Here is a 23888-nt window from a genome sequence, read left to right as displayed (position 1 = left end):
AGATACGGATCAACCCGCGATGACGTTCTCCCACGGTTTCGTGACTGATTCTCCCTCCTCCGCGCAACCTGATGGCGCCACGCCTCCGATCCCGAACGACCCAGGGCCTGCGGTTCGGACCAATGCCGTGGTCGCCGTGCTCGCCTTCGCCGGCGTGGTTGCCGCGGTCATGCAGACGCTCGTCGTGCCGCTGATCGGCGAGCTGCCCGAGCTGCTCGATACGACGCGCTCGAACGCGACCTGGGTCGTCACCGCAACCCTGCTGGCCGCCGCCGTCGCCACCCCGATCAGCGGACGCCTCGGCGACCTGTACGGCAAACGCCGCATCATGCTGGGCTGCTCGGCACTGCTTATTCAACCCTTCATCGTTACGACACCCGGGAGGTGGACTCGTCGTGGCGGCACCTCAACCTGGGCGGACGCGTCTGTGTGCTCACGATGCGCCGCCGGCGACTGCGGTGCCCCGAGCACGGGGTGCTGGTCGAGGCGGTGGACTTCGCCCGCCCCGGATCCGGGTTCACCCGCGACTTCGAGGACCTGGCGGTGTGGCTGGCCACCAAGACAGACAAGTCCACCGTGGCGACGTTCTACCGCATCACCTGGCGCACCGTCGGCGCGATCTGCGGCCGGGTCGTCGCCGACAAACTCGACCTCGACCGATTCACGAATCTGGTCGAGATCGGGGTGGACGAGATTTCGTGGCGCCGCCACCACAAGTACCTGACGATGGTGTCCGACCACGACACCGGCAAGATCGTCTGGGGCACCGAGGGCAAGCACGCCGCCGCGCTCGGCACCTTCTTCACCGACACCCTGCCCGCGGGGGCCGCGCAGCGGATCGAGGCGGTGTCGATGCCGCAACGGATTCTCGATCTGTTGGGAATGGCGTTGTATGCCGTCGATGAGGACGGTGGTGGCGTGCGGCAGCTCTTCGGCCGCGTATGAGCACTGCCCCGCCGCGAGCGGGACGGGGCAGCAATGTGGAGATACCATCGCTACGCCCGCAGAGCGAGGGGTGGTGCGGTGATGGGGCGGTAGCTCAGTCGGTTAGAGCCGTGGACTCATAATCCATTGGTCGCGGGTTCGAGCCCCGCCCGCCCCACCGCGCCGCCGGGCGACCTTCGGGAAGGGCTCCGTCAGGGCTGCCGTGCCGGCGGAACGAGCGTGGGCAATGCGGACTCCGCTCAACCTGGCGATGGGCCGAGTATCTCGAGTGCGCTGACGTACTCAGGCGCAGTCGCGGCAGAGTTGTTGCGCAGCGTCGGCGAGGCGGCTGCGGTGGTGGACCAGAAAACAACTGGTGCATGTGAATTCGTCCGACTGCTTCGGGATGACACGGACGGTGAATTCTTCACCGGACAGGTCCGCGCCGGGCAGTTCGAACGACTCGGCGGTGTCGGTGTCTTCGACGTCGACGACGGGGGACTGGGTGTCTTTCCGGCTGGCGGTCAGCTGTTCGAGGGAGGTGTCCGGCTCGTCGGATTCGGTGACTCGTGGTGCGTCGTAGTCGGTGGCCATGGCTGTTCTACCTTCACGCTCAGGGTGTTCGGATCCGCCAGGTTAAAGGGTCCGTCGACACGACACGCTCGCGGGGTCGTGCCGGGCGGCGGGTGCGCCGGGTGTGGCGGGCGCGTTCGGTTTCGGACATGCCACCCCAGATGCCATAAGACTCGGTGGCGGTGAGGGCGTGCGCGCGGCAGTTGTCGAGCACGGGGCAGTCTTGGCAGATTTGTTTGGCGGCGCGCTCGCGCCGGGCGCGGACGTTGCCGCGTTCACCGTCGAGGGAGAAGAACATGTCGGTGTCGGTGCCGCGGCATGAGGCGCGGTGCTGCCAGTCCAGGTCGATGGGGTGGTGGAGATGATCAGGCACAGCAGATGAGTCGCTTTCGAAAAATGAACGGTGACACGATCGGCGGATCGCGCAGCGAGGTGCGCACGGTGCGCACGGTGCGGCTGGCGGGCTGTGGGCGGTCCCCGGCCCGCGCGTGTACGGCACATCGATGTGGGTGAGTGTGGGCTTCCTGTGGGCGCGGACGGTGTGGGATCGGGTGCGCACCGTTTCGTTGTGGTCCGGGAAGTGTTGTGCGACATGACCCCTCGACGCATCGCGGTTTCACTTCTGAGCCCCGGGGATGGGCGGTCGGGTTCACGACAGTGACCGACCGGGGTTCGGGACTGGTTTCGGTGCGCACCGCGCCCACACGGGTGGGGATGTCGGTGCGGTGATGCCTGGGCTCGACATCGGTGGATCCGGGAGGTGCCCGGATGCTCTACACCCGGCGCCCGTCTCAGGGGTTGGTATCGGGGTGTGTTGTCGAGCGTAGCGGCGCGGCACCCGATGCCGAAGAGAATCGCTGGAAAGTAACTGGCATCACATCCGTGACGTGGCCGTCTGTGCGGGCCGGCAGGCCGTCGGGGCGTCGGGTCGTCATCGGTCAGCCCACACCACGCGTGCTCGAGGTGTGCGGGCAGGGATTGGGCGATTGTGTCGGTCAAAGACGGGGGTGTGTGCCCGTCGTGCAGGCTTTCGGCTCGGTCCACGTGGCGGGCGGCCGTCCGGGAAGGTGGGGGTGTCGGCGGCGAGGAGGGTGTCGGGCCCAGGCCGGTGTGCTGGTGGTGGCCGGTCGATGGTTGGGGATGGTGCATGTAACGCCGCGGCATGTGAATCAGATCACACCTATGCGTGGGTGCTGGACCAGCCACGCGGGCCGCCGCGGTGGCGGCCCCACACCCGAGTGACGAAGGCAGATTTCTCATGGCGATACCCTCGACCCCGACGATGTCCGTGCCCGAATCCCGGACGTGGCGGCGGCCCGGTGATGAGCACCGCCGAGATCAAGGCGCGGGTCGAGGCCATGTACGCCGACGATCGCCGACCGAACACTCCGACCGCTCGCTGACACCTCGCCGGTCGGTACGGAACGGGATCGTAAGGGGGGCCGACGGCGGCGGATACTCGGCTGCTGCTCGCGGTGATCGAACGTGCCCAGAACCTGGTTGCCGTCTCCGACTACGACAGCGGTCGCCCGCTGTATCTCAATCCTGCGGGGGTGGCGCTGATGGGTTTGACCGACGATGGCGCGGTCGGGGCGCGCAGGCGCCGGAGTTCGTCACCGATGTGGGGGTGGTGCAGGCCCCGGAGATGGAAGCGGCCCTGCCCGCGCGGGGCCGATGGGAGGGCAGATCCGATGGGGGTGGTCAGTACGCCGCGGGGTCTCAGAAGTAGAGATTCGGGACAAACGCACCGAGTACGCCGGATGGCGGATTGAGGGCATGCTTTCGTCCCTGCGCATCGAGCTGGTACGCCGCGGTCTGTCCGTAGAATGAGACGCACTCGATGTTGTCGGTTCCGAAGGGGCTGAATGCGACCTTGTGGGTGCCGTTCCATGCATCGAGTGACCATGGGACCTGGAATTGGTCACTGCAGGGGTACTCCCCGTAGCCGGCGTCCTGCGCGGTGGCGGTCGGAGCGCACATTGCGCCGAAGCCGAGTGCCAATGCGCCTGCGGCGATGACCATCGTGCTCTTCATGGAGCCTCCCCTGCGAAAAGTATGAGCGGTCTGTTTATAGGAATCTCGTTGAACGGTGTACGCGGGTCCCCGCTGGGATGCGTGGTGTGCGAGACTGATTCGGGGTCTGTCGCGGCCGGCTCACCGTTTCAGGTGGGGATCGGGTGAGGGTATCGATGGTTCCGACGGTTCGCCTGTCGACGTTGACATAGTGGGTCAGGGGCAACCGAACAGCAGTGACTGCCCTCGTCGGGACGGCCCTCGATGACGGCGTGCGGTGGGCCGATCGGGTGCAGCTGTTCCCGGGGGTGAGCGCGAGCGATCCGGCCCTCGGCCAATGTTTCGCCATCAGATCCTCGCCGCCGCCCCGGACTTCGACGGGGTGATGTGCGGCTGCCGCAACCACCCCGCCGAACTCGTCCTGATGCTGCCCGCCGCGGAACCCTGGGCTCGACTGCACTGACCATTCGCCGAGTCCACTGACGCGGCTGACCGACCAGGGCACCGTCGACGAGGTGGTCACGGTCCCGGGTGAGGTCCACCACTTGAAATGTGTGGGTGTGGGAAGCGCTCGGCTTCCGTAGCCCGGGCTTCGGCAACGGATGGGCGTGGGTGTGGACTCGCATCCAGCACGGTGACACAGGGTTCATGCTTGGTGATGGGTTGGAGATCGGTTGGGAAAATGGGGTATCAGGTGATTCTCTATCTCTCGGTCTCCTCGAGGCCGTGGTTGGGGGCTCGAACACTTTCACGCCATTTCTGTTTGGGGCTGCGTTTCACGTCGTGGCAGTTCCGCGAATTCGGTGCATGTCGACGGTTCTGCCGTGATCCCTATTGATCGTCGGAAACGATTGCAGAGCAATAGAGTCCGTATTCTCTCTCCGATACGAAAAGAAGACCCAGGCCTGGTTGGCTGACATGGTCCTGCAGTCGTCCGGCACCGTCGGCAGATGGTGCTCTGTGTGGTCCTGTCAGACGACAGGGTGAGGGCTACGGGTCTTCCCAGATCAGTGCGGCCCGCGTGTGATTGGTTGCCGTTTCATCGGCTGGCGGCGGGGGCGCCGAAATGCCGCTACTGTGTGTTTGACGATTGCCTGGCGAAATGGGGAGACAACGTGGCGGTATCACCGAGGGGTTCTGCAGGTTCGGCGAAGATGACGACCAAAGAGATTCGTGAGTGGGCGATCGGGGCGGGCTTGGAGGTGTCCTCCCGTGGCCGGATTTCGGTCGAGATCGAGCAAGCCTTCCATGACGCGCAGGCGAAGCCGGCTCCGGCTGAACCGGCGAAGGTGAAGAGGACGGCCGCGAAGAAGACGATCGCGGAGACGACGACGGCGAAGAAGAGGGCAGCAAAGAAGGTAGTCGGGGAAAAGGCCTCGACGAACAGGGCAGCGGCAAGCGGGGCGCCAACGAAGAAGACGACCAGGGAGATTCGTGCGTGGGCGATCGGGGCGGGCTTGGAGGTGTCCTCCCGCGGCCGGATTTCGGCCGAGATCGAGCAAGCCTTCGACGACGCGCAGGCGAAGACGGTTCAGGCCAAGCCGGCGAAGGTGAAGAAGACGAGTGCGAAGAAGGCAGCTGCGAAGACCACGGCCGCGCCGACCGCTCCGGCCAAGGCGGTAGCGGCGAGCACGGCGCCCGCAAGGAAGGCGCCCGCGAAGAAGGCAGCTGCGACGAAGGCGTCCGCGGCGACCGCTCCGGTGAAGAGGTCGGCGGCAAGCACCGGTCCGGCGGAGAAGGCGGCCGTACAGAAGAAGTCCGCGGCGGCTCCGGTGACGAGTGCGTCGGTGAGCACGGCGCCAGCGAAGAAGACGACCAAAGAGATTCGGGAGTGGGCGATCGGGGAGGGGCACGTGGTGTCCTCCCGCGGCCGGATTCCCGCTGAACTCGAGCGCGCCTTCCATGACGCGCAGGCCACGAAGGCTCGGAGACGAACGGCGCCGGCCAGGAAGCCTTCCGCGACAAAGGCGGCCGGGAAGAAGACCGCCCCGCCGGCCGCTCCGGTGACGAGGTCGGCGACGAGCAAGGCTCCGGCGACAAGGACGGCCGCGAAACCGGCGGCCGCGGAGAAGGCTCCGGTGACGAGCGCGTCGGTGAGCAAGGTTTCGGCGAAGAGGGCGTCCAGGGAGATTCGGGAGTGGGCGATCGGGGAGGGGCACGTGGTGTCCTCCCGCGGCCGGATTCCGGCCGAGGTCGAGCGGGCCTTCCATGATGCGCAGGCAGCGTTTCCGGTCGCGTGACATTGTGGACACTGGCCTGATGGATTCGGCGGCCCTGTCGCCGGCCATCAGCGCAGTCATTCTCGGTCGGCCCGGCCTCTGTGGCGCAGCATTGGCGAGCCATCGGTGCTCTGTGCGGACATCTTTGCGCGCACAGCCAGAAGCGCGCCGGCGACGAGGACGGGGCCTGGGTGCTCCGGCGCTCCGTGGTCGCCGGCGGCCCCTTCCCGCCGCGGCGCGGAGCCACCGACAGCCCTGGTCAGACGCGTCGGCACCGCACACTGTCGGCCATGCCCCCTACGCTGGGGGTGTGTTCGGTGAGGGAGGTAGTGGTGGGTGATGGCGAGTTTTCTTTCTTCGTCGGTGCTGACCGCTTCCCCCAGTGTCCGGACCGAGTGTGAACGGGAGGTCGACATTCATTCGATGAGCAAGGACTTTTATCTTTCCGAGATGGCCCGTGCCAATGAGAAGGCTCGGAAGGTGCTGCGTGTGCAGTGGGCGTTCCTGGGCGCCGCCTGCGTTTGCCTGGGGCTTTTCCTGGTGTTTGGTGCGTGGTGGTGGCTTCTGGCGATCGTCTTCGCGGTGGGGGCGCTTGTGTCGGCGACCATTCACCTCCGATTCGTGAGCCAGTCGAGGAAGGCGTCCCGGGCGTTGCATGCACTCGATGCGGCGGACTCGACACACCCGGAGAGCTGAACCCGATTTTTTCGGGTGGGTGGGGTGAACGCTCGGGGGTGCAGCAGACTTGTCCGGTATGACGGATCCGTTGTATGCCGACCTCATAGAACGTCTCGGTCGGGCGGTCGCCCGCGCCGCTATGGAGGGGGATCCGATGTTCGGCACGGTGGAGGTCACCATTGAGGAGTTGGCGGAGCTGCTCGAACGCCAAGTCCCTCCCCGCGACGCGGATGCTGCACCGCACTGAGGGTGGACTCTCGCGTCTGTCGTGCGGCTCGCTCTGGTTATCACCCATTTCAGGGCAGGGTGAGGTCGTGGGTGATCGAGCCGCAGCAGACCTCGAGCGTGAACTCGCCATGCTCGCCCAGGTACGTCGTCGCCTCCGCGCGTCGGAGGGCGAGGATTTCCGCATCCCGACGACCACGGTCGATGAGGTTCTCGATGAGCTGAACAGCGTCGAACGATCACCGTGGGATCCGACGTGAATGTCGGGGCGGCACCCCGGGGTGCGGTGGTCGCGATGCAACTCACCGGTGGTGCCGAGGTGGTGGTGCCGGGGTGGTGCTGGTCGGTCCGGCGCCGGCAAACGACTCCCAGCGGAGCGGGTGTGGCCCGCAGACGCAGGGTAGATGGGGGATGGGGTTCCGGTGGGCGGGGGTTGCTGTTGCCGGGCCGCCATGGCAAGCGGGTGTGGTCTGCTCGGGTCTGTCGTAGGTGGATGTCAGAATGGGCGGCATGAGTTCTGGTGGATGGCGATGCCCGCTTCGGCGGGCGAGGGATGCGGTGCTCCTATCGCCGCCCCGGTGCGTCCTCATTCGGGGGTAGCGGGCCGGGGCGCCTGAGCGCTGAAAGGCACCGCCTTGTCCCGTACCGATGCGCATTCTCCGTATTGGGTTCGTCTTCGCCGTGGCGAACTTTCCATTGAACCGTTACACGCCGACTACCACGACGTGTGCGACCTCCCTGACCGGTGTCAGGAGGGTCGGGCCTGGTTGCCCGCGACGAAGTGCTTCTGGGCTTTCACGTACACGGGCACCAGGATCTGCTCGTGTTCGCTGTGCTACGACGGTGAGGGTCATGCTCGTGATCTCCGTCGTGAGCGTCGCCGTACCGCTCGTACCCTCGCGGCGGGGCGTCGCCGGTGGGATACCGGTGACACCAGGGTCTTCGACGACATTGTTGTCCCGCATCGCAGGCGGGACTGGTGGAAGTAGCCTCACGCTGCGGCCCGCATCCGTAGGTGGTGCGGGCGCGGGCCGACGGCCGAACTCGATGCCGTCGGGGCTACCGATGAGCCGGCCACGATCACGGTCTGTTCGTGCCCATTGCCGCCCAACCGTGCGGCGGAGTGGAGTTCGGTGCCGGCGTGGCCCGGTGCTTGCGCCATCGCCCAACCGGGCGGCGTTGTCCGCGGCCGGCGCCGACCGGACCGTCCCGGACATGTTGCCGTCCGGCCCGTAGTTGGCACACCGAGTCCGGAGCGGGCAGTCGGGGCCCGGGGTGGCTGATCGGCCCACGGTCCTCGAGGGTCGTTGCAGCGGTGGGTGTTCAAGACCCGGTGGGCGGCGGGTTGCCTTGTGCGGCGGACGTTCTCACGTGTGGTGTCTCAACGGGCGGGCACGCCGGCGCCGCGGCGGCAGTCGGCTCGATCGCCCCTGCGGCGATCGGTGCGGGAACCGCGAGACCGGATCCACCTGTTGCGCTCGCGGCCGCCCTTCTCCGCCGTATCCGAAGCGCACCCCAACCAGCGATGGAGGGAACACCCCGGTCCGGGCGCACGACGGTCCGACGATCCCGAACACCGTGTGGTCCGCTCATCGAGCGGTGAGGCATGCGGCGGGTGGCCGGCGCCCGAGCGGAACGCGGTACGCCGCCCCCGGCGTGATCTGGAAGGCTTGTCGGACTGTCTCGCCCATTGCTGAAGAAGAGGGATTGCTGTGAACGAACCCACCGGACGGGTTGGCCACCGGACGTATTGGATTCTGCGTGACGGGAATATCGACGTATCGGCCGATACGCGGCAGATGCGCGAGCACCGGTCCGGGACGCGCATCGTTGCCGAGTACGTGGGCATCTACGCCCACGACGGTGCGCTCGGTCAACTCACCCCGGCCTGTGCGCGCCAGTTGGCCGAGGTGTTGACTGCGGCGGCCGACGCCGCCGAGTCGGGCGATGCCGCACAGTCGTTCGACGAGGGCGCGCGTCCGGGTGGGTGAACCGTGATTCGCGCGCCCCAGGCGGTGGAGATGACCCACGCAGATCGACCGGTGGCCTTACGGCTCGGCGCCGAATCTGCACAACCCCCGCCGGCAACAATCAGTCGCGGCTTCATGGAGGTCCCTCCGCGGTGTCCGCCCGGCGCCGCCGCGCCACGCGGCGCCCCGGTCGCCGGTGTGTACATGGTTCCGATCCCCGGTCGGGCTTGGGCGGAGTGTCTGTGTCCACCACTACACTTCGTCGCAACCACAGGCAGCGAGGAGGGAGATCTCATGGCGATCGAACCAGGCATCGACGAGCTCCGCGAACTGAACATCGAGAACGAAGGCGTGATCCGCGCACTTCGGCGGCAACGTGACGCCGCCGAGACGAAGCTCGCCAAGATCGAGAACCTGGTGAACTCCTCACATGAGCGGGTGATCGGGCAGGACGGCACAAGCGGTGTCCCCCTGGAGAAACTGCTCGCGCTGCTCGACGAGCGCGAGTAGCCGCCTCCTCATCACCACACCTCAGCGACGCGAAAGGTCGCGCTGCCGGAATACATACCGCTTGCCCGTCGCCGTCTGCGTCGGGCCGATGCGGGATGTCGGCGGTGACGGCATTTTCACACCGCGAAACGGCTGGGGAACCAACCGCTCCAACAGCAACGAGTGCGACCCGCGGCACCGCACATCAGCCAGCCCGCCGTCGGATTCCGCGGTGCGGCCGGGCGCACCGCGGAATCGCCGCAGCCGTCCGCACCGGCCTGGCCAACCGGGAAGACCCGGAACGCATCGAAGGCCGGATCCGAGACGCCGAGGCCGGATCCCGCGGACGCTACGGTAGTGACCGGCGGCTTTTCCCGAATCCGGATAGCGCGTAGTGGTCAGCAGGAGTGCAGGACCTGGCTCATCACGTCCTTCTCCGCCTGGGTCACCCACAACCGGTAGAGGGCTTTGACGTCGATCTGCCGGGAGATGTAGGTGCATCGGTAGGCGTTGTTCGGCGGCAACCAGGATGCGGCGTCGGAATCAGGTGACCGGTATGTCCACGAACACCATTGAGCGGCGGGGAGATGAAGGTGGTTGCTATAGAGCGGGTAGCGGCCGCATGCCTCTCCGGTCTGCTTCGGGAAGCGCTGCAGGACTTTATCGTTGATCAGCGAACGTCCCCCGGGCCGCCGATATGGTTGTTGGCACTGTCGCGATTCGAGCGTTGAGGGGAGGGCTGGAGGCGAGTGGATGGGTTCTGGTGGGGAGTCGTGTCGGTGGTGGGTGCGGTGTATCTGTTGGGGATGGTCGCCGCGGTGGGAGTGATGTGGCGGGCGGAGCGGTTCTTCGCGCCGGCGGCGGTGACGCCGCGCCGCGCGGGCTGTCGTGCCATCTGGTGCCACCGCACGTATGCGGTGGCGATCGCCGCGGTGGCGTGGCCGCTGGTACTCGTGCGGTCGTGACGTCTGTGGAGGTTGCCATCTGTACCGGCATCGGCCCTCCTCGGAGTGGCGCTACCGGGCTTCTCGTGGATCGGCATATTGTGGGGTCTGGCATCCGAAGCGTCTGTGATCGGCAGTGAGGGGCAATGGTATGGCTAGCGACTCCGGTTCTGCGGGTGTGGGAGGGCGTCGGCGTGAGGTGTCTGTCGCGGAGGGGCTTCGTGAGGAGCCGCGGGCGTGGGTACCGGCCGACGATCGTTGGATCGCTGAGCTGGTTGCCGAGGAATCCTCACCTCTGATGGGTGCTTCTGTATCTGATGACGATGGTCCGCGAGTGCAGACCCGTGAGCATCCGGATGCCCGTGATGTGATTGCGGGCCTTCTTCGCGGGAGGCGAAGGTGACGGCGCTGTAGTTACCCGTATACCCCGGGTTTTACGGACCTTCCGGGATTCGGCGCCTGGGCGGCCCCGATGTTGACAATGCCTTCGCCGCGGACGTCCTCGCCGAGTTCACCTGCATGGGCTGGTTGGGCGGGCGCGGATCGGGTACGGCCAGTCAGATCGCCACCACCATCACCGAGCAGGGAGTCACGTGCTTCCGTGCTTCCTGGAGGATTGGTGGGAGATCGTTGCCGCACGGCGTGATGAGGCCCTTCAAACCCTGCTCTCGCTCCCCGTATGACCCCTCCACGTATCGCCGCTGGTGGATCCGCGACCGCATGGCCGCCGACGTCGCGCACGGGGCGCTGTGGGGGGAAGTCCCATCCCGCAGAGCCCCGCGGACTACAGGCTCAGTGCGTACGCCGAGCGCTTCGGTTCGCGATCGCCCGCCCCCTCCGACGCCTCTGTGCTCGACACGCTCATCGCGGCGATCGAAGTACGCCTCGGCGTCGTGCCCGACGCGGTTTACGCGATCCCCGGCGTCGGAGCTGCGCATGACCCGGCGTCGGCATGACCCGGCGGCGAGCACAGCTGGACCCGCGTCGGTCGTAGCGTCGCCGGTGGCCCGGTTCGGTGCACACTGGGACCCCTACGCGTCCGCTGCCAACGGCCGCCCGCGTAGGTCCACTACGTGGATGTTGGCCAAGTGCACCGGGCCGGGCGGTGCGGAGTCGAAGAACACCACCGGCACATCGGTTTCGACGCGGCGGGCGAGGTCGAGGACGACGAGGGAGTCTTTGCCGGAGGACGCCGCGTACCGGTCGTGGGCGGCCAGGTGCGCGTCCATCCGGGCCGCGAAGTCCGCGACGGCTGCGCTGCGGCACCGGGCTTGGCCGACGGTGCCCGGAGGCCCGCTCGATGCGGTGAGGCCCAGGCCTGGGTCCTGTGTCGTCGTCGACACAGCGGTCAGGCTCCGAACTCGCCCCACACGTCACCGAACCGCTCCCGCGTCGACGTGGGGACCTATCCGCCGTACGGGTGCTAATAGTCGATAGAGCGGCGCAACGGTGGTGTCGGGGGCGGCGCCGAGATGCGACAGGCCGTCGCCGATCCTCGGTATCGGCGGTGGTCTGCGGTTGAATGGGGGTATGGGGTCGTCCGCGGTGGAGCAGCTGTGGCAGACGTTGTCCGAGAACGAGTTGGCGTTGGTGTGTGTCCGGGGCCCGGAGTGTGAGTGGGCGGATCTGATGACGGCCGCGGACGATGGGGTGGGGGAGCTGACCTGGCTGGCCCGGGAGACGAGCGAGATCGCCGAGCAATACCCGCACGGCGCCGTCACTTCGGTGTCGTGACGGCGTCGAACCTCACTGCGGCGGAGTAGGACGCGGTGTAGGCCGCCTACACCGCCGCCGTCGTCGGTATCCCGGACCACGCCGAGCCTGCGGACCTGGTGGCCGGGTGCTCGCGGTGCGGCCACGCGACGCCGGTGATGAGACTGGTCGGGCAGGTGATCTCGCGGCAGTTCATCGTCGTTCGACGGTCATGGGCCGGCCTGGCCGGCTCAGGGCCGGAGGCTTGCCGGCGGCGCGCACATTGTGTCCTGCTCAATGATCGAGGTCGTGAGACCCATCTCGCGTGCCACCGTCGTTCCGGCGGATGGGTTCAGCTCCCCTTGCGTTTTCTCGATGGCACCACCTGTGTGGCGGGCGGTCCCGGCGCGGACCGGCCCTTGCCGCGGGTCTTGACCAGCGCTATGTGCTCGGAGGCGGGGTGAAGTTCTGGGGCCATGTCGTCTCGTTGTCGTATTTGATTCCGGTCAACTCCGTGCTGTCGTCGATCTGTGCGTCTGTCAGGTCGACTCGACGTAGGCGGGCGAAGGTCAGCATCGCGTTCCGCAAGTCGGCTCGGCGCAGGTGAGCGTGTGAGAGCTGCACACCCATGAGTAGTGCGCCGGACAGGTTGCAGTCGTCGAGTGTCGCGTCGAACAAGACCGTTTGGGGTAGTTGGATGCCTTGTAGGTCTGCGCTGCTGAGGTCGAATTGGCATCTGGACCAACCGTTCTCGGGTAGTCGGTCGTCGCTGATCTTGGTGTGCTGATGAATGACTTTGATCAGTGCGGCGCGGAGTTTGCGGTCGTCATCGGCGGTCGCGGTGAGGTCTCGGAGTTGGGCGCACAGCAGATCTATGCAGACTTGGCGCTCTCTATCGTTGCCGAATGCGTGCCAATCGTCGGCGAGTGAAGCCAGCGCATAGGTACCGGCCATGCGGATCACCAGGGTCTTCTCGGCGAGTTGTTGGGCGACCGCGGTGTACCGAGTCCGGAGATCACGGGCTTCTTCGAGCGCATGTGTTGCGCGTAGCTGTTCCGATTGGGCTTCGATCTGCGTTCGAAGGTGTATCTCTTGGGCGTGAAGTTGGGCCGACAGGTTGTCCGATTGCGCCGTGATCTGCGAGGTCAGGTTCTCCCGATCGGCCGCTATCTGCGTTTGCGTGTTCTCCTCCGCGCCTCGGCGGGTTATCCATGCACCCCACACAGCGAGTGAGGCCGCGACGATCGCACCCATACCCGCCAACAGTGTGGCTTGCCCTGGAGTCAGGTCATGCCACGACTGGACTTTCAGGAATACGAACACGAGGACGGCGACTGCTGCGAGACCGACGCCGAGGACGATCAACCCCACGGCAGGTACCTGTCGGTCCTTCTTGTGTCCGGAATTGGTCGAGGCCGAGTCGACGCTCACCGTTCAATCATCGCGCGTCCGGCACCTTGATGGACCCGCTTTCGTGCCTCGATTCGAGAGGCCAACCGAAGTCTTTCCGCACGAGGTGGTTCCGCGCCTGTGGGCGTAGACCAGGTGCTGGGGCCGGTAGCTGCGTGCACGCGGCGGTCGCGGTCAGCGTTGAGTATTCGCTGCCCAGGATGCCCGGCCCAGAGAGGCCAGGGTGACGGACTGATGTGGTGACCGGGGGAGCGCTGGCTCTGGGGTATGAACGCAGAGGAGAAAGCCCGCCAGATCTCGCAGTTCACCGTCCGGTTGCTGAACAAGTTCCCGGCCGGGTCGCGGGAGGCGGTCGGGACCGCGGTGGCGGAGGCGGTCGCCCATTTCGTGGGATGCCCGATTCGGGATTTCGTTCGTTGCTTCTCGAGCGTGCGGCGACCACGAAGCTCGTTGCTCGAGGCGTGAGCGTCGGCGCGAGGGCGGGCGACTCGGACGCGCGCAGGCGCGGATCTTCCGTTGGCCAACTGGACACGGCGATCGATATCCTCGCGGCGCGGATCGAGACCGTCGATGCCTTCATCGAGGGCGCCCCAGGCCCACCGGCTCGCCGACTGGCTGCGCGGCGAGGCCGCTGCGCTGCGTGCCGAGCTGTAGGAGGTGCATCGGCTTATCGATGCGATCGTGTTCCGGTTTCCCGAGGTGATGACCCGCGATGCATCGGCACGCCACCGAACTGACTACCCGGACATGGTGCCCGTCACTGCCATCGGCCTTGCGGGGCCGTGTGAGGAGCCCGCTACCCGGCCTTCCGTGGGCGGCGGGTTCCGTTGTTCGCCGGCGCCCGCGCTCACCGCCCGTGCTCACCGACGGCGCTCGCTCGCTGATGCGGTGACGACGAAGGTGTCCTGGCGGCGAATTCTGTTGCGAACGACAGCCCCCGGAGCGGCGCGTCGACGACGATCACACCTGTCGCCAGTTCGCCGATGTCTTCCGTCTGGCGGCCTGGCGCCTTCTGGTGCCGATCGGGCAACCGCACCGAACGGCGGGGTGGCGGAGGGTGGGCATGTTCGTCCTGGTTCGTCATGTGCACGCGGGGGAGAAGAGGAGCTGGCACGGCCCGATGCGGACCGTCCGCTGAGCATCCTCGGGTACTGGCAGGCCCGGAGTCTGGTTGCCGCGCTGAACGGCATCATCGTCAACTTAGACTGGCACGATAATTACATACGGTGCCCTGAACATTCGGTAAAGTGTGTATTATTGTGTCATGAGATCGGATAGTCGTGCTGCGCAGGTGGTGGCGCTGGCTGCTGAGCAGGGGGGTGTGGTGACCAGCCGGCAGGCGCGGGCGGTGACGTCGGTGTCGGTGCAGCAGCTCAAGCGGATGGTCGATTCGGGGGTGCTCGAGCGGTTGCATCATGGGCTGTACCGGCTGGGACGGATGCCGGAGGATGTGCATCTGGGGGAGCGGGTGGCGTGGCTGGCGCTGGACCCGGATGTGGTGGTGTGGGAGCGGCTGGATCAGCCGGTCCCGACCGGGGTGCTTTCGCATCGCACCGCCGCCGCCCTGCACGGGGTGGGGGATCTGGACGCCGATGTGGTGGAGCTGACCGCGACCCGACGGATCCGGCTGGCGCTGCCGGGGGTGATCGTGCACCGGGGTGCGCTGTCGCGGGAGGATTGGCAGCTCGTCGACGGGCTGCCGGTGACCACCCCGGTCCGCACCATCGCCGATCTGGCCGCCGCCGGTACCGATGCGGGGCATCTGGCGTCGGTGGTCCGCGACGCCCTCACCCGAGGACTGGTCACGGTGGCGGAGGTGGTTGCGGTACTGGCCCCGCATGCCTTCGACTATGGTCACCGGGCGCTGGACGGGCAGGGTTTCCTGGAGGTGCTGATCGCGCAGGCGGGGGTGCCGGCCACCATGCTGGCGGTCGCGGACCTGGCCCGCAACACCACCACCACTACTGCGCCAACTGTGGCCGCGGCGGAGGCCGGGCAGCTGGACGTCGCCGCCCTGATGAAGGCGATGACCGAGTCGCCGCAGGCGCGGGATGCGCTGCTGCGGTCGCTCTCCGTTGCGATCGGGCAGTCCGCCGCCGGCCATATCAGCTCCGGCGCCGGGGCGGCCGCTCCCGCCCGCCGGGTCGCGGAGGACACCGGCACGACCGGATCCGATCGGACGGCACGGCCGGGCCGCTCGGCTCGGCCGGCGAAGGTGTCCGACCGGTGAGCCCGGTGCCGCGGTCCCCGCAGGCGGTGCGGGCGAGCATCACCGACCGCCTCAACCGATACGCCCACGATCACGGCCAGAACATCGCCCTGGTGCGCCGCCGATTCGTCATCGCCCGCTTCCTCACCCGCGTCTTCGATGCCGACCCGGACGGGTGGATCCTCAAGGGCGGCATCGGAATGATGGTGCGTCTGCCGCAGGCCCGCTACAGCAAGGACATCGACCTCCTCGCTGCCACCGACCTTTCGGACTCGGTCGACGAGCTGCGCCGCGCGGTCCGCGACCACCATCTCGACCACTTCCGTTTCGAGGTCGGCCCGGCTACCGAGCTCAGCCACGACAAGGGGGTCACGGTCACCGTGACGGCCTCCCTCGGCAGCAAGAAGTACGACAGCTTCTCCCTCGATGTGGTCGGCAGCCGCCGCACCCTCGTCGGGGAGATCGAGCGCCGTCCGATCCCGCGGCTGGTCGACACCGACGACTTCCCACCCGAGACCAGTGTCCCGCTGTATCCGCTGGCGGATCAAATCGCCGACAAGATCTGCGCACTTTACGAGGTGCACGGTGCGGCCGGGGCGGCGTCGGGGCGGTTCCGTGATCTGGTGGATCTGCTGCTGATCAGCATGTTCCTGCCCATCGATCTCACCTCCACCGTCGATGCGGTCGAGCGGGAGCGGCGGGTGCGCGGCCTGCCCTCGCTGCCGGTCACGTTGGTGAGCCCGGGCCCGGCGTGGGCGACGCAGTGGGCCAAGACCGCCCGCAACTCTCCGTTGACCGCAGACCTGTACGACCTGGACGTGGCGCTGGCTGTGGCGGGTCGCTGCTACGACCGCATCCTGGGTGCGCTTCCCACTGCTCGGGAGTCGGCGGTGTGGAGTCACGGGCGCAGCGCCTGGGAGGCTCCGGAGTAGGACATCGTCAGGGACGCGGACCTTGCATGAAACCAGAGCCTGGGTGACCGCGCAGACCGAGAGTCTATCCAGGAGAGCGTCGTTCACGCGCACGGCAAGGGCAAGGAGTGGGGGAACTGCCGTGAGCGGGCTGGGTGGCGGGTGAATTCAGATTCCGTCGGTACCGAACTCGGCCGGTCTTTTACACTCTCATTACGCTCGGCGGGGCGGTAGTTCGTGCTGTAACGAGAGAGGGACGGTGCAGGAGGTGACGGATCAAGCGAGCGGACCCGGCGGTGACGCCGAATTGAGTCCGGTGGAGCGATGGTTGGCCAACAGCAAACCCTCGAGTCACACGAGCCGGAGCCCTTCGTCCCCTCCGTCCCCGTGGTGGACTTGACTGCTCCGGGCGGTTTCGTCGGTGTGCCGCCGCCGCGGCCACCGTCGCCGCTTCCGGTGAACTACACGCCGAACATCGTCGCCGGGTTGGTTGCGTGCTTGGCGATCGTTGTCGGCAGTCTCGGTCCGTGGGCGACCTCCCTCAGTGTCGGGGTGGCGGGCACCGAGGGTGACGGGAAGATCACGTTGGTGTTGGCTGTGCGGACCGACACCGAGCCGTGCAGGTAGATCAGAGGATGGCGGTGTCGGTGTCGACGTCCCGGTGATCGGACCCGGCGTGCGGCCGGTTGATGTGTTCGGCGCATCGCAGGGTGACGGACCAGAACTGGTCGAGGTCGGGGAGGTCGGCGATGGGGAAGCCTTTCTCTGTGGATTGGTGTCCTGGCCGACGAGGTGGGCGAGTTCGGCGAACCCACGGTGGTATTTGATCTTGTCGTACGTACTGGTACCAGTTGCCGTAGGCCATCAGCTGCCCGGTCTTGTTGATCCACAGTTGGATCGGCGCGTACCGCAGCCCGTAGGGGTGGAAGACGATTCCACCGCCGGGTTTGTTGCCGTACCAGAGGTCGTCGTGGGTTCCGCGCCGGCCGTCGACCTGGCCGAGTAGCGCGAAGAGTTTCTCGGCGCTCGCGTGGTCGGTGTCGGAGCCGATGGCGTCGAGGAAGGTTTCCTTCGTCCATCGGGTGGTGGTGCCGGCCGAGGCGCGGGTTTTGGCTGCGGCGATCTCGCCGCCGTAGGTGGAGGGGATGAGGATTTCGAGGTCGCCGTCCCGGCGTATGTCGTCGCGGGTGATCTCGTTGAGGTACTCGACGGGGGCGTCGGCGATGATCCGCTGGAGGTGATCCTCGTTGACGTATGCGGTCATCTCCGGGGTGGCCCAGGCGCTCGTGGATCCGACACGGCGCACCAGCACGCCCAGATCGGGATCGTGGGTCATCGACTGCTCCTCGCTATGGATTCGTCGCTTTTCGAGTATGCGCGAAGGGTTCCCGGCCAGCAGGCTGTGGATCGTCGACTCCTGCCGCCGGCGAAACCTGGCGTTACCACATCGTGGGCCCCAACGCGCAGGTTCTCGGTCTGGTCCGTGCTGCTCTGTGCTTGCTGGGGCGCTGCGGCGAGGCCCAGCGGGGGTGGCGGCGTGGGCGGCGGAGGCGCGGGCCGCTGGGGCTGGGACTCTGTAGCGGCCTGGTGCAGCCGGTTGGTGTCAGTAGCTCACGCCGGCAAAGAGTTTCGGATCGGTGATGCAGCCGGCTTCGCGGCCGTTGGCTGTTGTATCTCACCTGAGGTGGGTTTGTTGCCGCATCGGTCGGCGCCGATGACGGGGGTTCCGTCGGGTCAGTAGCAGCCGCTGTTGTAGCAGGAGTATCCGCGATCGGAGGTGGTGCCGACGGGTGTTCATGTGACGGCATCGGGGTAGGTGCCGTTGGTGTAGGGGTTGCGGCCAATCGCACCGTCGCATTCGAAGGTGTTGGCTTCCTGCTTTTGGCGGAGGTATTTGTCGCCCCCGAGCTGGTGGACGCATCATCGCGAGAAGGCGAGGGTGCGCCGGTCCGATGACGATTGTGTCCGAAATGTCACTGGTCGAAGAGCCATTCGTGTTCTGGGAACTGTTTGGTGCTGGACCGGGGCGTCGCTGATGACGTGTGGGTACTGATGACGTGTGGGTGGATACGAGGGGACTCACCGGTGCTGTCGCGCCCTCGTTCGGGGTGGTCTCGTCCCGTCCGCGCGGACGGTGTCTGTGCCCCTGCCCGAAGGTTGACTTCGAATGTCGACAGAGTTATGTTGATATTCGACATAAATAAGTGATGGCGGTCACGCTATCGACGGTTTTGGAAAGGGCGGTCCGATGTCGTTCACCCGAGAGCAGGTTGTCGACCGACTAAATACGCAAGTCAGTGATCAGCGTCCGATTGTTGGCGCCGGGGCGGGCACTGGGATCTCGGCGAAGTTCATCGAGCGCGGCGGGGCCGATGTCATCATCGTGTACAACTCCGGCCGGTTCCGGATGGCGGGACACAGCTCGATGTGCGGGCTCCTTCCGCTCGGCGACGCCAATGCGATCGTTCTGGAGATGGGCGAGCGTGAAGTTCTGCCGGTTGTTCACAACACACCGGTCATTGCGGGCGTGAATGGGACGGATCCGACTCGGGACATGCGCCGCCTGCTCGAACAGGTTGCGGCCGCAGGCTTCTCCGGCGTGAACAATTTTCCGACAGTGGGCCTGTTCGACGGTCGCATCCGGGAGGAACTCGAGGCATCGGGTCTGGGCTTCCAGCGTGAGGTCGAGATGATCGAGATCGCCCACCAGCTAGGTCTGTTCACCATCGTCTACGTCTTCACCCCACAGGAAGCCGCGGCCATGGCAGCGGTCGGGGCCGACGCGGTGATCGCCCACATGGGGCTGACGGTGGGCGGCAGCATCGGGATGTCGACCGACGGCGCATTCTCCCTCGAAGACGCCTGCGATCGGGTTCAGGCGATCGGGGAGGCGGCACTGGCGGCGAAGGCCGACGTCATTGTTCTGTGCCACGGTGGGCCCATAGCGACACCATCGGACGCCGAGTACGTCATGAAGCGATCGAACGCCGTGGGCTTCGTCGGAGCCTCCAGCATGGAACGGCTTCCGGTCGAAGAAGCTCTGACACAGACAACCGCGGCGTTCAAGGCAACAACGACCGCCTGAGCCAGGAACTGATCCCTGTCTACCCCCACTACATCGCCAGATCAAGAAGGACCACCATGACCGCCCACCTGCACGACAACTTCGACTGGAACGCCGTCGGCGACAAACTCACCAACACCGTCACGCTGGTCGTCGGTGGAGCCCGCGGAACGGGCAAGACGACCGCCGACAACCTTCTGCAGCTCGGTGCCCGAGTCGCCATCTCTGACCTGGACAAAGAACGAGTCGATGCCGTCGCCGAGGAATTCAAGCACTACGGCGACCGATTCCTCGGCGTCGCCGGAGATGCCACCCGGCCCGACGACGCAGAGCGCGTGGCCGCCCAGACCGTCGAAAAATTCGGCGCGCTGCACAATGTCGTGTACTCGGCCGGCGCCTACCGCGCCCAACGTCCCACACTCGAGATCGCCAGTGAGGAATGGGATCTCATCATCGATTCGAATCTCAAGGGCGCTTTCATCAGCTACCAGGCGACGATCCCGCACATCGCTAAATCCGGCGGCGGCGCACTGGTGAGTATCTCATCGCTGGCCGGGCGCACCTCGAGTCCGTTCCTCGGCTGCCATTACTCGGCCGCCAAAGCAGGAATTCTCGGGCTGACCAGGCACATCGCCAAAGAATTCGGCCCGCAGAACATCCGCGCAAACTCCATATGTCCTGGAGGGATCATCGGGGTCCGCATGAATGACCTGCTCACCGACCTGCACCGTGAAGCGGATCTCGTGGAGTTGGCCAAGCAGACCCCGTTGGGCCGCAACGTATACGAGCAGGATGTCGTCGGGGCCACACTGTTTCTGCTGTCGGATCTGTCTCGTTTCATCACCGGCGCCACCCTGGACGTCAACGGCGGCATCCTCACCCTCTGACAGGACAACACCGTGACCACAACAGTCGCCCTGATAGCGGCGCTCGACACCAAGGCGGACGACGCCGGCTACATCCGCGCGCGTTTGCGCGAGCATGGATTGCGGGTGCACCTCATCGACGTCGGCGTGCTCGACGAGCCCCTACTTCACGCGGACAGCACCCGCGAGGAGGTCGCGGACTCCGCCGGAATGGACCTGGGTGTTCTCCGGCGGCGGCACGATCGCTCGTCGGCGGTCGACGTCATGGGTGCCGGCGCCCGCCGCATAGTCGAGGATCTGGTCGCCACCGAGAGCATTCAGGGTGTCTTCGCGCTCGGTGGCGGTGCAGGAACCACGATCGGATCGATCGTCATGCGGGATCTGCCGCTCGGTTTTCCGAAAGCGATCTTGTCCACTGTGGCTTCGGGGAACACCGCGAACTACGTCGGCACCTCCGACATCGTGATGTTCCCGTCGATAGTGGACGTCGCCGGTCTCAACCGGATCAGCAGCGTGACCTACACCCAAGCCGCTGACGCGTTCGCGGGGATGGTGAACGGCTTGAGCACCAGACCGGACGTCTCACCGACAGCGGACCGGCCCCTTGTCGCGGCCTCGATGTTCGGTGTCACCACCCAGGCTGTCATGTGCGCCAAAAGTATTCTCGAGAACGCGGGATGCGAAGTTGTCGTCTTCCACGCCACCGGTACTGGCGGACGGACGATGGAACGCCTGATCTCGGAGGGCTACTTCGACGCAGTTCTCGACCTCACCACCACCGAATGGTCCGACGAGGTCGTCGGCGGCATTCTGTCTGCGGGACCTACACGCCTGGAAAGCGCCGCCCGGCACGGCGTACCCCAAGTCGTATCTCTCGGGGCCACCGACATGGTGAACTTCGGAGCACCGGACACCATCCCTGGCACCTTTGCGAACCGTCTGCTCTACCACCACAACGCCGAGAACACGCTGATGCGGGTCACCAGCGATGAGGCACGACAAATCGGCGAGGCGATCGGCAGAAAACTCCGCCTCGCCACCGGACCGTGTACCCTGCTGATTCCCCTGCGCGGTACCTCGGCACTCGATGCCGAAGGAGAACCCTTCGACCGCCCCGAGGCCCGCCGCGACCTGTTCGACGCCGTCAAGTCGTCCCTGGACGGCTCGGCGGTGACCGTGATCGACATCGACCAGCACATCAACGACGAGGTCTTCGCGACCTCTGCTGCCCGTCTACTGCTCGACTACCTCAGCCACGTCCCCTACACAGCCCAAGCGAGCAACCATGCCTGAGAACGACAAACTCCGCGTTGCCCTGATCGGCCCCGGTCGGATCGCTGCCGCGCACTTACCCGCCATTGTCTCCGCCAGCGACGTTGCCACCCTTGTCGCGGTCGCAGGCCTGCCCCACGAGAAAGAACGCACCGAGGATCTGGCAGGTCGATACGCGGCCGAGCGTGCGGTCCACGATGCCGAAGCGGTCATCCTGGCCGACGACATAGACGCGGTCGTCCTCACCGTCCCCAACCATGTGCACGCGCCGCTGACCAAGGCCTTGGTCGAAAACGGCAAGCACGTGCTCATCGAGAAACCGCTCGCCACCTCGCTAGCGGACGCCGACACCATGATCGACGCCGCCGCAGCCAATGGCCGCGTGCTCATGGTCGCCCACTGCCGACGCTTCTTCGAGGGAGCCCAGACCGCAAAGAAGCGGGTAGCGGACCTCGGTCGTCCCCTGACCCTGACCCATACCCTGGGCGTCTTCGCGGAGCACGTGGCAACGCAGTGGTGGAAGTCCGCCTCCGACACCGGCGGGCTCGCTCTGGGGCTCAACGGTCCGCACGTCCTCGACACCATGCTCTGGCTCATCAGCAGCCGTCCCACTCGGGTGTACGCCCAGACGCGGCGCCTGCGTGATCTGTGGGAGGGCGAAGACGAGGCCATGCTGATGGTCGAATTCGAGGACGGCAGCCTCGCCTCCGGCTACATCTCCCTGAACACCCGAGTCCCGGTGAACGACAGACTCATCAACGGACCGCAGGGCAGCATGCGGCTCACCGACGACCGGAACCTCTGGGTGAACAACATTCCCGCGGTGCAGGAAGAAGTCGTTCCCTACATCAACGGAGACTCCTCCTTCGACAACCAATTCCGGGAGTTCGTCGACGCGATTGCTACGGGCAGAACCCCGCAGTCCTCCGCGGAGGAAGCACGAACAGTGGTCGCCCTCATGGAGGCAGCCCACACATCCCAAGCGACCGGGCAGCCCGTCGACCTCGACGCCTACCTGACGACCAGAATCTGAGGGAAAACCCATGTCCAGCAACAGTACGACCGCGAACCAGGCGCCGCCGACCTCACGTCGAGGGCTCGCCCGCGTCGTCGCCTCCAGCACCACCGGTATGGCGCTGGAGGCCTATGACTTCCTGCTGTACGGCTCCGCGGCTGCCCTGGTATTCAACAAACTGTTCTTTCCCGCCGAGGACCCGATCGTGGGCACGTTGCTCGCCTTCCTCAGCTATGCCCTCGGGTTCTTCGCCCGCCCCATCGGCGGACTCGTCTTCGGCCACTTCGGGGACCGCATCGGCCGCAAGCCGCTGCTGATCATCAGCCTGGTCCTGATGGGCGGCGCCACCTTCGCGATCGGACTGCTACCGACCTACGCGGCCATCGGGGTGTGGTCGGCCATCGCACTGAGCGCACTTCGCCTCATCCAGGGCTTTGCCCTGGGCGGCGAGTGGGGCGGAGCGATGCTCCTGGTCGCCGAGCGGGTGCCGGCCCGACGACGCGGCGCGTGGACCAGCCTGCCCGAGGCCGGAATCCCACTGGGCAACCTCATCGCCACCGGAGTCCTCGCCGTGCTCGCCGCCACACTCGATGACGACGCCTTCCTCGACTGGGGATGGCGTATCCCCTTCCTGCTGTCCGCCGTGCTTCTGGTCGTGGGCTACTGGATCCGGTCCAAGGTCGAGGACGCACCGTTGTTCGTGGAGGCACACGAACAGGCAGAGAAGGCGGTGGCGGAGGAAGCCCCCGCCCGAACCGTTCTGCGCGAGCACCGCCGCGAGCTCGCCGCGTGTGCGAGTGCACGCTTGACCGAAAACATCGTGTACTACGTCCTGACCGCGTTCATCCTCGTGTACGCCGTCGAGCGGAGCGGCGTCGACAAGAGCGTGGTGTTGAATGCACTCGTCCTCGCCAACGTCATCCAGCTTGTCGCGACACCCTTTTTCGGTGCGCTGTCGGACAAACTCGGTCGCCGCCCCGTGCTGCTCGGCGGAGCGATCGGCACCGCCGTCTGGATCTGGATATTCTTCTGGCTCCTCGACACCGGGAGCTCGCCACTGGTTTTTCTGGCCATGGTCGGTGGGCTCATCTTCCACTCGGCCCTCTACGGGCCTCAGGCAGCGTTCTTCGCCGAGCAGTTCCCCACCAGGGTCCGATACACGGGCATGTCGATCAGTGCCCAGGTCACGACCGTGATCGGTGGCGCCATAGCGCCGTTGATTGCCATTGCCCTGCTCGGCGCCTTCGACTCGTCGATTCCCGTGGCCATCTACGTGGTCACCGTCGCAGTGATCACCAGCATCGGAGTCGGACTGGCGAAGGAAACCCACCGCAGGGACCTCGCGACGATGCACGACACCGCGGGCTGACCCCCGCGCGGGGCGACGGACCCCCCGCACCCTGAGCGACAAACA

General features: G+C 66.4%; 25 protein-coding genes, 1 tRNA gene and 2 pseudogenes. 21 read left to right on the top strand and 7 right to left on the bottom strand.

Annotation, left to right across the window (positions count from 1 at the left end; genetic code table 11):
• Nucleotides 1-19: 19 nt before the first annotated feature.
• The 3 genes and pseudogenes from RHA1_RS52445 to RHA1_RS36735 all read left to right on the top strand — a co-directional run.
• Nucleotides 20-424: pseudogene (locus RHA1_RS52445) on the top strand (MFS transporter); the annotation flags it as partial.
• Nucleotides 385-945 carry a helix-turn-helix domain-containing protein gene (locus tag RHA1_RS52440; RefSeq protein ID WP_050787561.1) on the top strand — a complete coding sequence of 187 codons (561 nt, stop codon included), beginning with the start codon at nucleotides 385-387 and terminating at the stop codon, nucleotides 943-945. The pseudogene RHA1_RS52445 and the gene RHA1_RS52440, both read left to right, overlap by 40 nt.
• An 83-nt stretch (nucleotides 946-1028) precedes the next feature.
• A tRNA-Ile gene (locus RHA1_RS36735) sits at nucleotides 1029-1102 on the top strand.
• 125 nt (nucleotides 1103-1227) lie between these two features.
• Here the strand turns inward: RHA1_RS36735 and RHA1_RS36730 are convergent.
• From RHA1_RS36730 to RHA1_RS36720, 3 genes are all read right to left on the bottom strand, one after another.
• The gene (locus RHA1_RS36730) at nucleotides 1228-1518 is read right to left on the bottom strand and encodes a DUF4193 domain-containing protein (protein WP_007296967.1); all 291 of its coding nucleotides are present in this window, start codon (nucleotides 1516-1518) and stop codon (nucleotides 1228-1230) included.
• Between the two features lie 19 nt (nucleotides 1519-1537).
• On the bottom strand, nucleotides 1538-1870 hold the full coding sequence (locus RHA1_RS36725; protein ID WP_007296968.1) for a WhiB family transcriptional regulator: 333 nt from the start codon (nucleotides 1868-1870) through the stop codon (nucleotides 1538-1540).
• 1346 nt (nucleotides 1871-3216) lie between these two features.
• The gene (locus tag RHA1_RS36720) at nucleotides 3217-3531 is read right to left on the bottom strand and encodes a hypothetical protein (RefSeq protein WP_007296970.1); all 315 of its coding nucleotides are present in this window, start codon (nucleotides 3529-3531) and stop codon (nucleotides 3217-3219) included.
• A 316-nt stretch (nucleotides 3532-3847) separates the two neighbouring features.
• On the opposite strand from RHA1_RS36720, the gene RHA1_RS53005 reads away from it, so the two are divergent.
• The 7 genes from RHA1_RS53005 (at nucleotide 3848) to RHA1_RS49775 (ending at nucleotide 9112) form a co-directional block, all read left to right on the top strand.
• The gene (locus RHA1_RS53005) at nucleotides 3848-3973 is read left to right on the top strand and encodes a hypothetical protein (protein ID WP_255314991.1); all 126 of its coding nucleotides are present in this window, start codon (nucleotides 3848-3850) and stop codon (nucleotides 3971-3973) included.
• 652 nt (nucleotides 3974-4625) lie between these two features.
• Complete coding sequence (locus tag RHA1_RS36715; protein WP_041813391.1) at nucleotides 4626-5750, top strand: Lsr2 family DNA-binding protein; 1125 nt, start codon at nucleotides 4626-4628, stop codon at nucleotides 5748-5750.
• Nucleotides 5751-6068: 318 nt separating this feature from the next.
• The gene (locus RHA1_RS44900) at nucleotides 6069-6425 is read left to right on the top strand and encodes a hypothetical protein (protein WP_007296972.1); all 357 of its coding nucleotides are present in this window, start codon (nucleotides 6069-6071) and stop codon (nucleotides 6423-6425) included.
• A gap of 58 nt (nucleotides 6426-6483) precedes the next feature.
• Entirely contained in the window at nucleotides 6484-6654 is a 171-nt protein-coding gene (locus RHA1_RS50820) for a hypothetical protein (protein ID WP_007296973.1), read from the top strand.
• 67 nt (nucleotides 6655-6721) lie between these two features.
• Nucleotides 6722-6892, top strand: a complete 171-nt coding sequence (locus tag RHA1_RS50815; protein WP_007296974.1) for a hypothetical protein — start codon at nucleotides 6722-6724, stop codon at nucleotides 6890-6892.
• Nucleotides 6893-8344: 1452 nt separating this feature from the next.
• Nucleotides 8345-8623 (top strand): hypothetical protein, encoded by a 279-nt coding sequence (locus tag RHA1_RS49780; protein ID WP_007296975.1) that lies wholly within the window; start codon nucleotides 8345-8347, stop codon nucleotides 8621-8623.
• A gap of 273 nt (nucleotides 8624-8896) precedes the next feature.
• Nucleotides 8897-9112: a hypothetical protein gene (locus RHA1_RS49775; RefSeq protein WP_007296976.1), complete on the top strand. Its 216-nt coding sequence runs from the start codon at nucleotides 8897-8899 to the stop codon at nucleotides 9110-9112.
• Nucleotides 9113-9489: 377 nt separating this feature from the next.
• On the opposite strand, the pseudogene RHA1_RS46990 reads toward RHA1_RS49775, so the two are convergent.
• A pseudogene (locus tag RHA1_RS46990) lies at nucleotides 9490-9645 on the bottom strand (GmrSD restriction endonuclease domain-containing protein); the annotation flags it as partial.
• Between the two features lie 195 nt (nucleotides 9646-9840).
• On the opposite strand from RHA1_RS46990, the gene RHA1_RS50810 reads away from it, so the two are divergent.
• Nucleotides 9841-10056 (top strand): hypothetical protein, encoded by a 216-nt coding sequence (locus tag RHA1_RS50810; RefSeq protein ID WP_039951055.1) that lies wholly within the window; start codon nucleotides 9841-9843, stop codon nucleotides 10054-10056.
• A 1010-nt stretch (nucleotides 10057-11066) separates the two neighbouring features.
• Here RHA1_RS50810 and RHA1_RS53325 read toward each other — a convergent pair.
• On the bottom strand, nucleotides 11067-11378 hold the full coding sequence (locus RHA1_RS53325) for an adenine nucleotide alpha hydrolase family protein (RefSeq protein WP_011599145.1): 312 nt from the start codon (nucleotides 11376-11378) through the stop codon (nucleotides 11067-11069).
• A 187-nt stretch (nucleotides 11379-11565) separates the two neighbouring features.
• On the opposite strand from RHA1_RS53325, the gene RHA1_RS36680 reads away from it, so the two are divergent.
• Nucleotides 11566-11769, top strand: a complete 204-nt coding sequence (locus RHA1_RS36680) for a hypothetical protein (RefSeq protein WP_007296982.1) — start codon at nucleotides 11566-11568, stop codon at nucleotides 11767-11769.
• A gap of 399 nt (nucleotides 11770-12168) precedes the next feature.
• Here RHA1_RS36680 and RHA1_RS36675 read toward each other — a convergent pair whose 3' ends face one another.
• Entirely contained in the window at nucleotides 12169-13158 is a 990-nt protein-coding gene (locus RHA1_RS36675; RefSeq protein WP_007296983.1) for a pentapeptide repeat-containing protein, read from the bottom strand.
• A 246-nt stretch (nucleotides 13159-13404) separates the two neighbouring features.
• Here RHA1_RS36675 and RHA1_RS44885 point away from each other — a divergent pair, with 246 nt between their 5' ends.
• From RHA1_RS44885 to RHA1_RS36650, 4 genes are all read left to right on the top strand, one after another.
• Nucleotides 13405-13602, top strand: coding sequence for a three-helix bundle dimerization domain-containing protein (locus tag RHA1_RS44885; protein ID WP_007296984.1), 198 nt, complete (start codon nucleotides 13405-13407; stop codon nucleotides 13600-13602).
• A gap of 799 nt (nucleotides 13603-14401) precedes the next feature.
• Entirely contained in the window at nucleotides 14402-15367 is a 966-nt protein-coding gene (locus RHA1_RS36660) for a type IV toxin-antitoxin system AbiEi family antitoxin domain-containing protein (RefSeq protein WP_011599139.1), read from the top strand.
• Nucleotides 15364-16278, top strand: coding sequence for a nucleotidyl transferase AbiEii/AbiGii toxin family protein (locus RHA1_RS36655; protein WP_007296986.1), 915 nt, complete (start codon nucleotides 15364-15366; stop codon nucleotides 16276-16278). The genes RHA1_RS36660 and RHA1_RS36655 overlap by 4 nt, the downstream gene beginning before the upstream one ends.
• A 366-nt stretch (nucleotides 16279-16644) precedes the next feature.
• A complete protein-coding gene (locus RHA1_RS36650; RefSeq protein ID WP_237720389.1) occupies nucleotides 16645-16884 on the top strand; it encodes a hypothetical protein in 240 nt (79 codons plus the stop codon).
• Nucleotide 16885: 1 nt separating this feature from the next.
• Here RHA1_RS36650 and RHA1_RS36645 read toward each other — a convergent pair whose 3' ends face one another.
• Nucleotides 16886-17593: a hypothetical protein gene (locus tag RHA1_RS36645; protein WP_007296988.1), complete on the bottom strand. Its 708-nt coding sequence runs from the start codon at nucleotides 17591-17593 to the stop codon at nucleotides 16886-16888.
• Nucleotides 17594-18505: 912 nt separating this feature from the next.
• Here RHA1_RS36645 and RHA1_RS36635 point away from each other — a divergent pair.
• From RHA1_RS36635 to RHA1_RS36615, 5 genes are read left to right on the top strand one after another with little or no spacing between them, the layout of a single operon-like run.
• Nucleotides 18506-19342, top strand: coding sequence for a phosphoenolpyruvate hydrolase family protein (locus RHA1_RS36635; RefSeq protein ID WP_007296989.1), 837 nt, complete (start codon nucleotides 18506-18508; stop codon nucleotides 19340-19342).
• A 56-nt stretch (nucleotides 19343-19398) separates the two neighbouring features.
• The gene (locus RHA1_RS36630; RefSeq protein WP_011599137.1) at nucleotides 19399-20208 is read left to right on the top strand and encodes an SDR family NAD(P)-dependent oxidoreductase; all 810 of its coding nucleotides are present in this window, start codon (nucleotides 19399-19401) and stop codon (nucleotides 20206-20208) included.
• Between the two features lie 12 nt (nucleotides 20209-20220).
• Complete coding sequence (locus RHA1_RS36625) at nucleotides 20221-21480, top strand: Tm-1-like ATP-binding domain-containing protein (RefSeq protein ID WP_007296991.1); 1260 nt, start codon at nucleotides 20221-20223, stop codon at nucleotides 21478-21480.
• Complete coding sequence (locus RHA1_RS36620) at nucleotides 21473-22492, top strand: Gfo/Idh/MocA family protein (protein ID WP_007296992.1); 1020 nt, start codon at nucleotides 21473-21475, stop codon at nucleotides 22490-22492. The genes RHA1_RS36625 and RHA1_RS36620 overlap by 8 nt, the downstream gene beginning before the upstream one ends.
• Before the next feature lie 10 nt (nucleotides 22493-22502).
• Entirely contained in the window at nucleotides 22503-23843 is a 1341-nt protein-coding gene (locus RHA1_RS36615) for an MFS transporter (RefSeq protein ID WP_007296993.1), read from the top strand.
• Nucleotides 23844-23888: the final 45 nt, after the last annotated feature.

Source organism: Rhodococcus jostii RHA1 (assembly GCF_000014565.1).
GTDB lineage: Bacteria > Actinomycetota > Actinomycetes > Mycobacteriales > Mycobacteriaceae > Rhodococcus_F > Rhodococcus_F jostii_A.
Note: the sequence above shows the minus strand (reverse complement) of the source record. Positions and strands in the feature narration are given on the sequence as shown.

Coding starts and splice junctions, on each gene's coding strand:
- RHA1_RS44900 (WP_007296972.1), top strand. CDS start 6,069: ATGGCGAGTTTTCTTTCTTCGTCGGTGCTGACCGCTTCCCCCAGTGTC.
- RHA1_RS53005 (WP_255314991.1), top strand. CDS start 3,848: ATGTTTCGCCATCAGATCCTCGCCGCCGCCCCGGACTTCGACGGGGTG.
- RHA1_RS36680 (WP_007296982.1), top strand. CDS start 11,566: ATGGGGTCGTCCGCGGTGGAGCAGCTGTGGCAGACGTTGTCCGAGAAC.
- RHA1_RS36620 (WP_007296992.1), top strand. CDS start 21,473: ATGCCTGAGAACGACAAACTCCGCGTTGCCCTGATCGGCCCCGGTCGG.
- RHA1_RS36660 (WP_011599139.1), top strand. CDS start 14,402: ATGAGATCGGATAGTCGTGCTGCGCAGGTGGTGGCGCTGGCTGCTGAG.
- RHA1_RS36635 (WP_007296989.1), top strand. CDS start 18,506: ATGTCGTTCACCCGAGAGCAGGTTGTCGACCGACTAAATACGCAAGTC.
- RHA1_RS36645 (WP_007296988.1), bottom strand. CDS start 17,593: ATGACCCACGATCCCGATCTGGGCGTGCTGGTGCGCCGTGTCGGATCC.
- RHA1_RS36720 (WP_007296970.1), bottom strand. CDS start 3,531: ATGAAGAGCACGATGGTCATCGCCGCAGGCGCATTGGCACTCGGCTTC.
- RHA1_RS49775 (WP_007296976.1), top strand. CDS start 8,897: ATGGCGATCGAACCAGGCATCGACGAGCTCCGCGAACTGAACATCGAG.
- RHA1_RS44885 (WP_007296984.1), top strand. CDS start 13,405: ATGAACGCAGAGGAGAAAGCCCGCCAGATCTCGCAGTTCACCGTCCGG.
- RHA1_RS36615 (WP_007296993.1), top strand. CDS start 22,503: ATGTCCAGCAACAGTACGACCGCGAACCAGGCGCCGCCGACCTCACGT.
- RHA1_RS36730 (WP_007296967.1), bottom strand. CDS start 1,518: ATGGCCACCGACTACGACGCACCACGAGTCACCGAATCCGACGAGCCG.
- RHA1_RS50820 (WP_007296973.1), top strand. CDS start 6,484: ATGACGGATCCGTTGTATGCCGACCTCATAGAACGTCTCGGTCGGGCG.
- RHA1_RS36630 (WP_011599137.1), top strand. CDS start 19,399: ATGACCGCCCACCTGCACGACAACTTCGACTGGAACGCCGTCGGCGAC.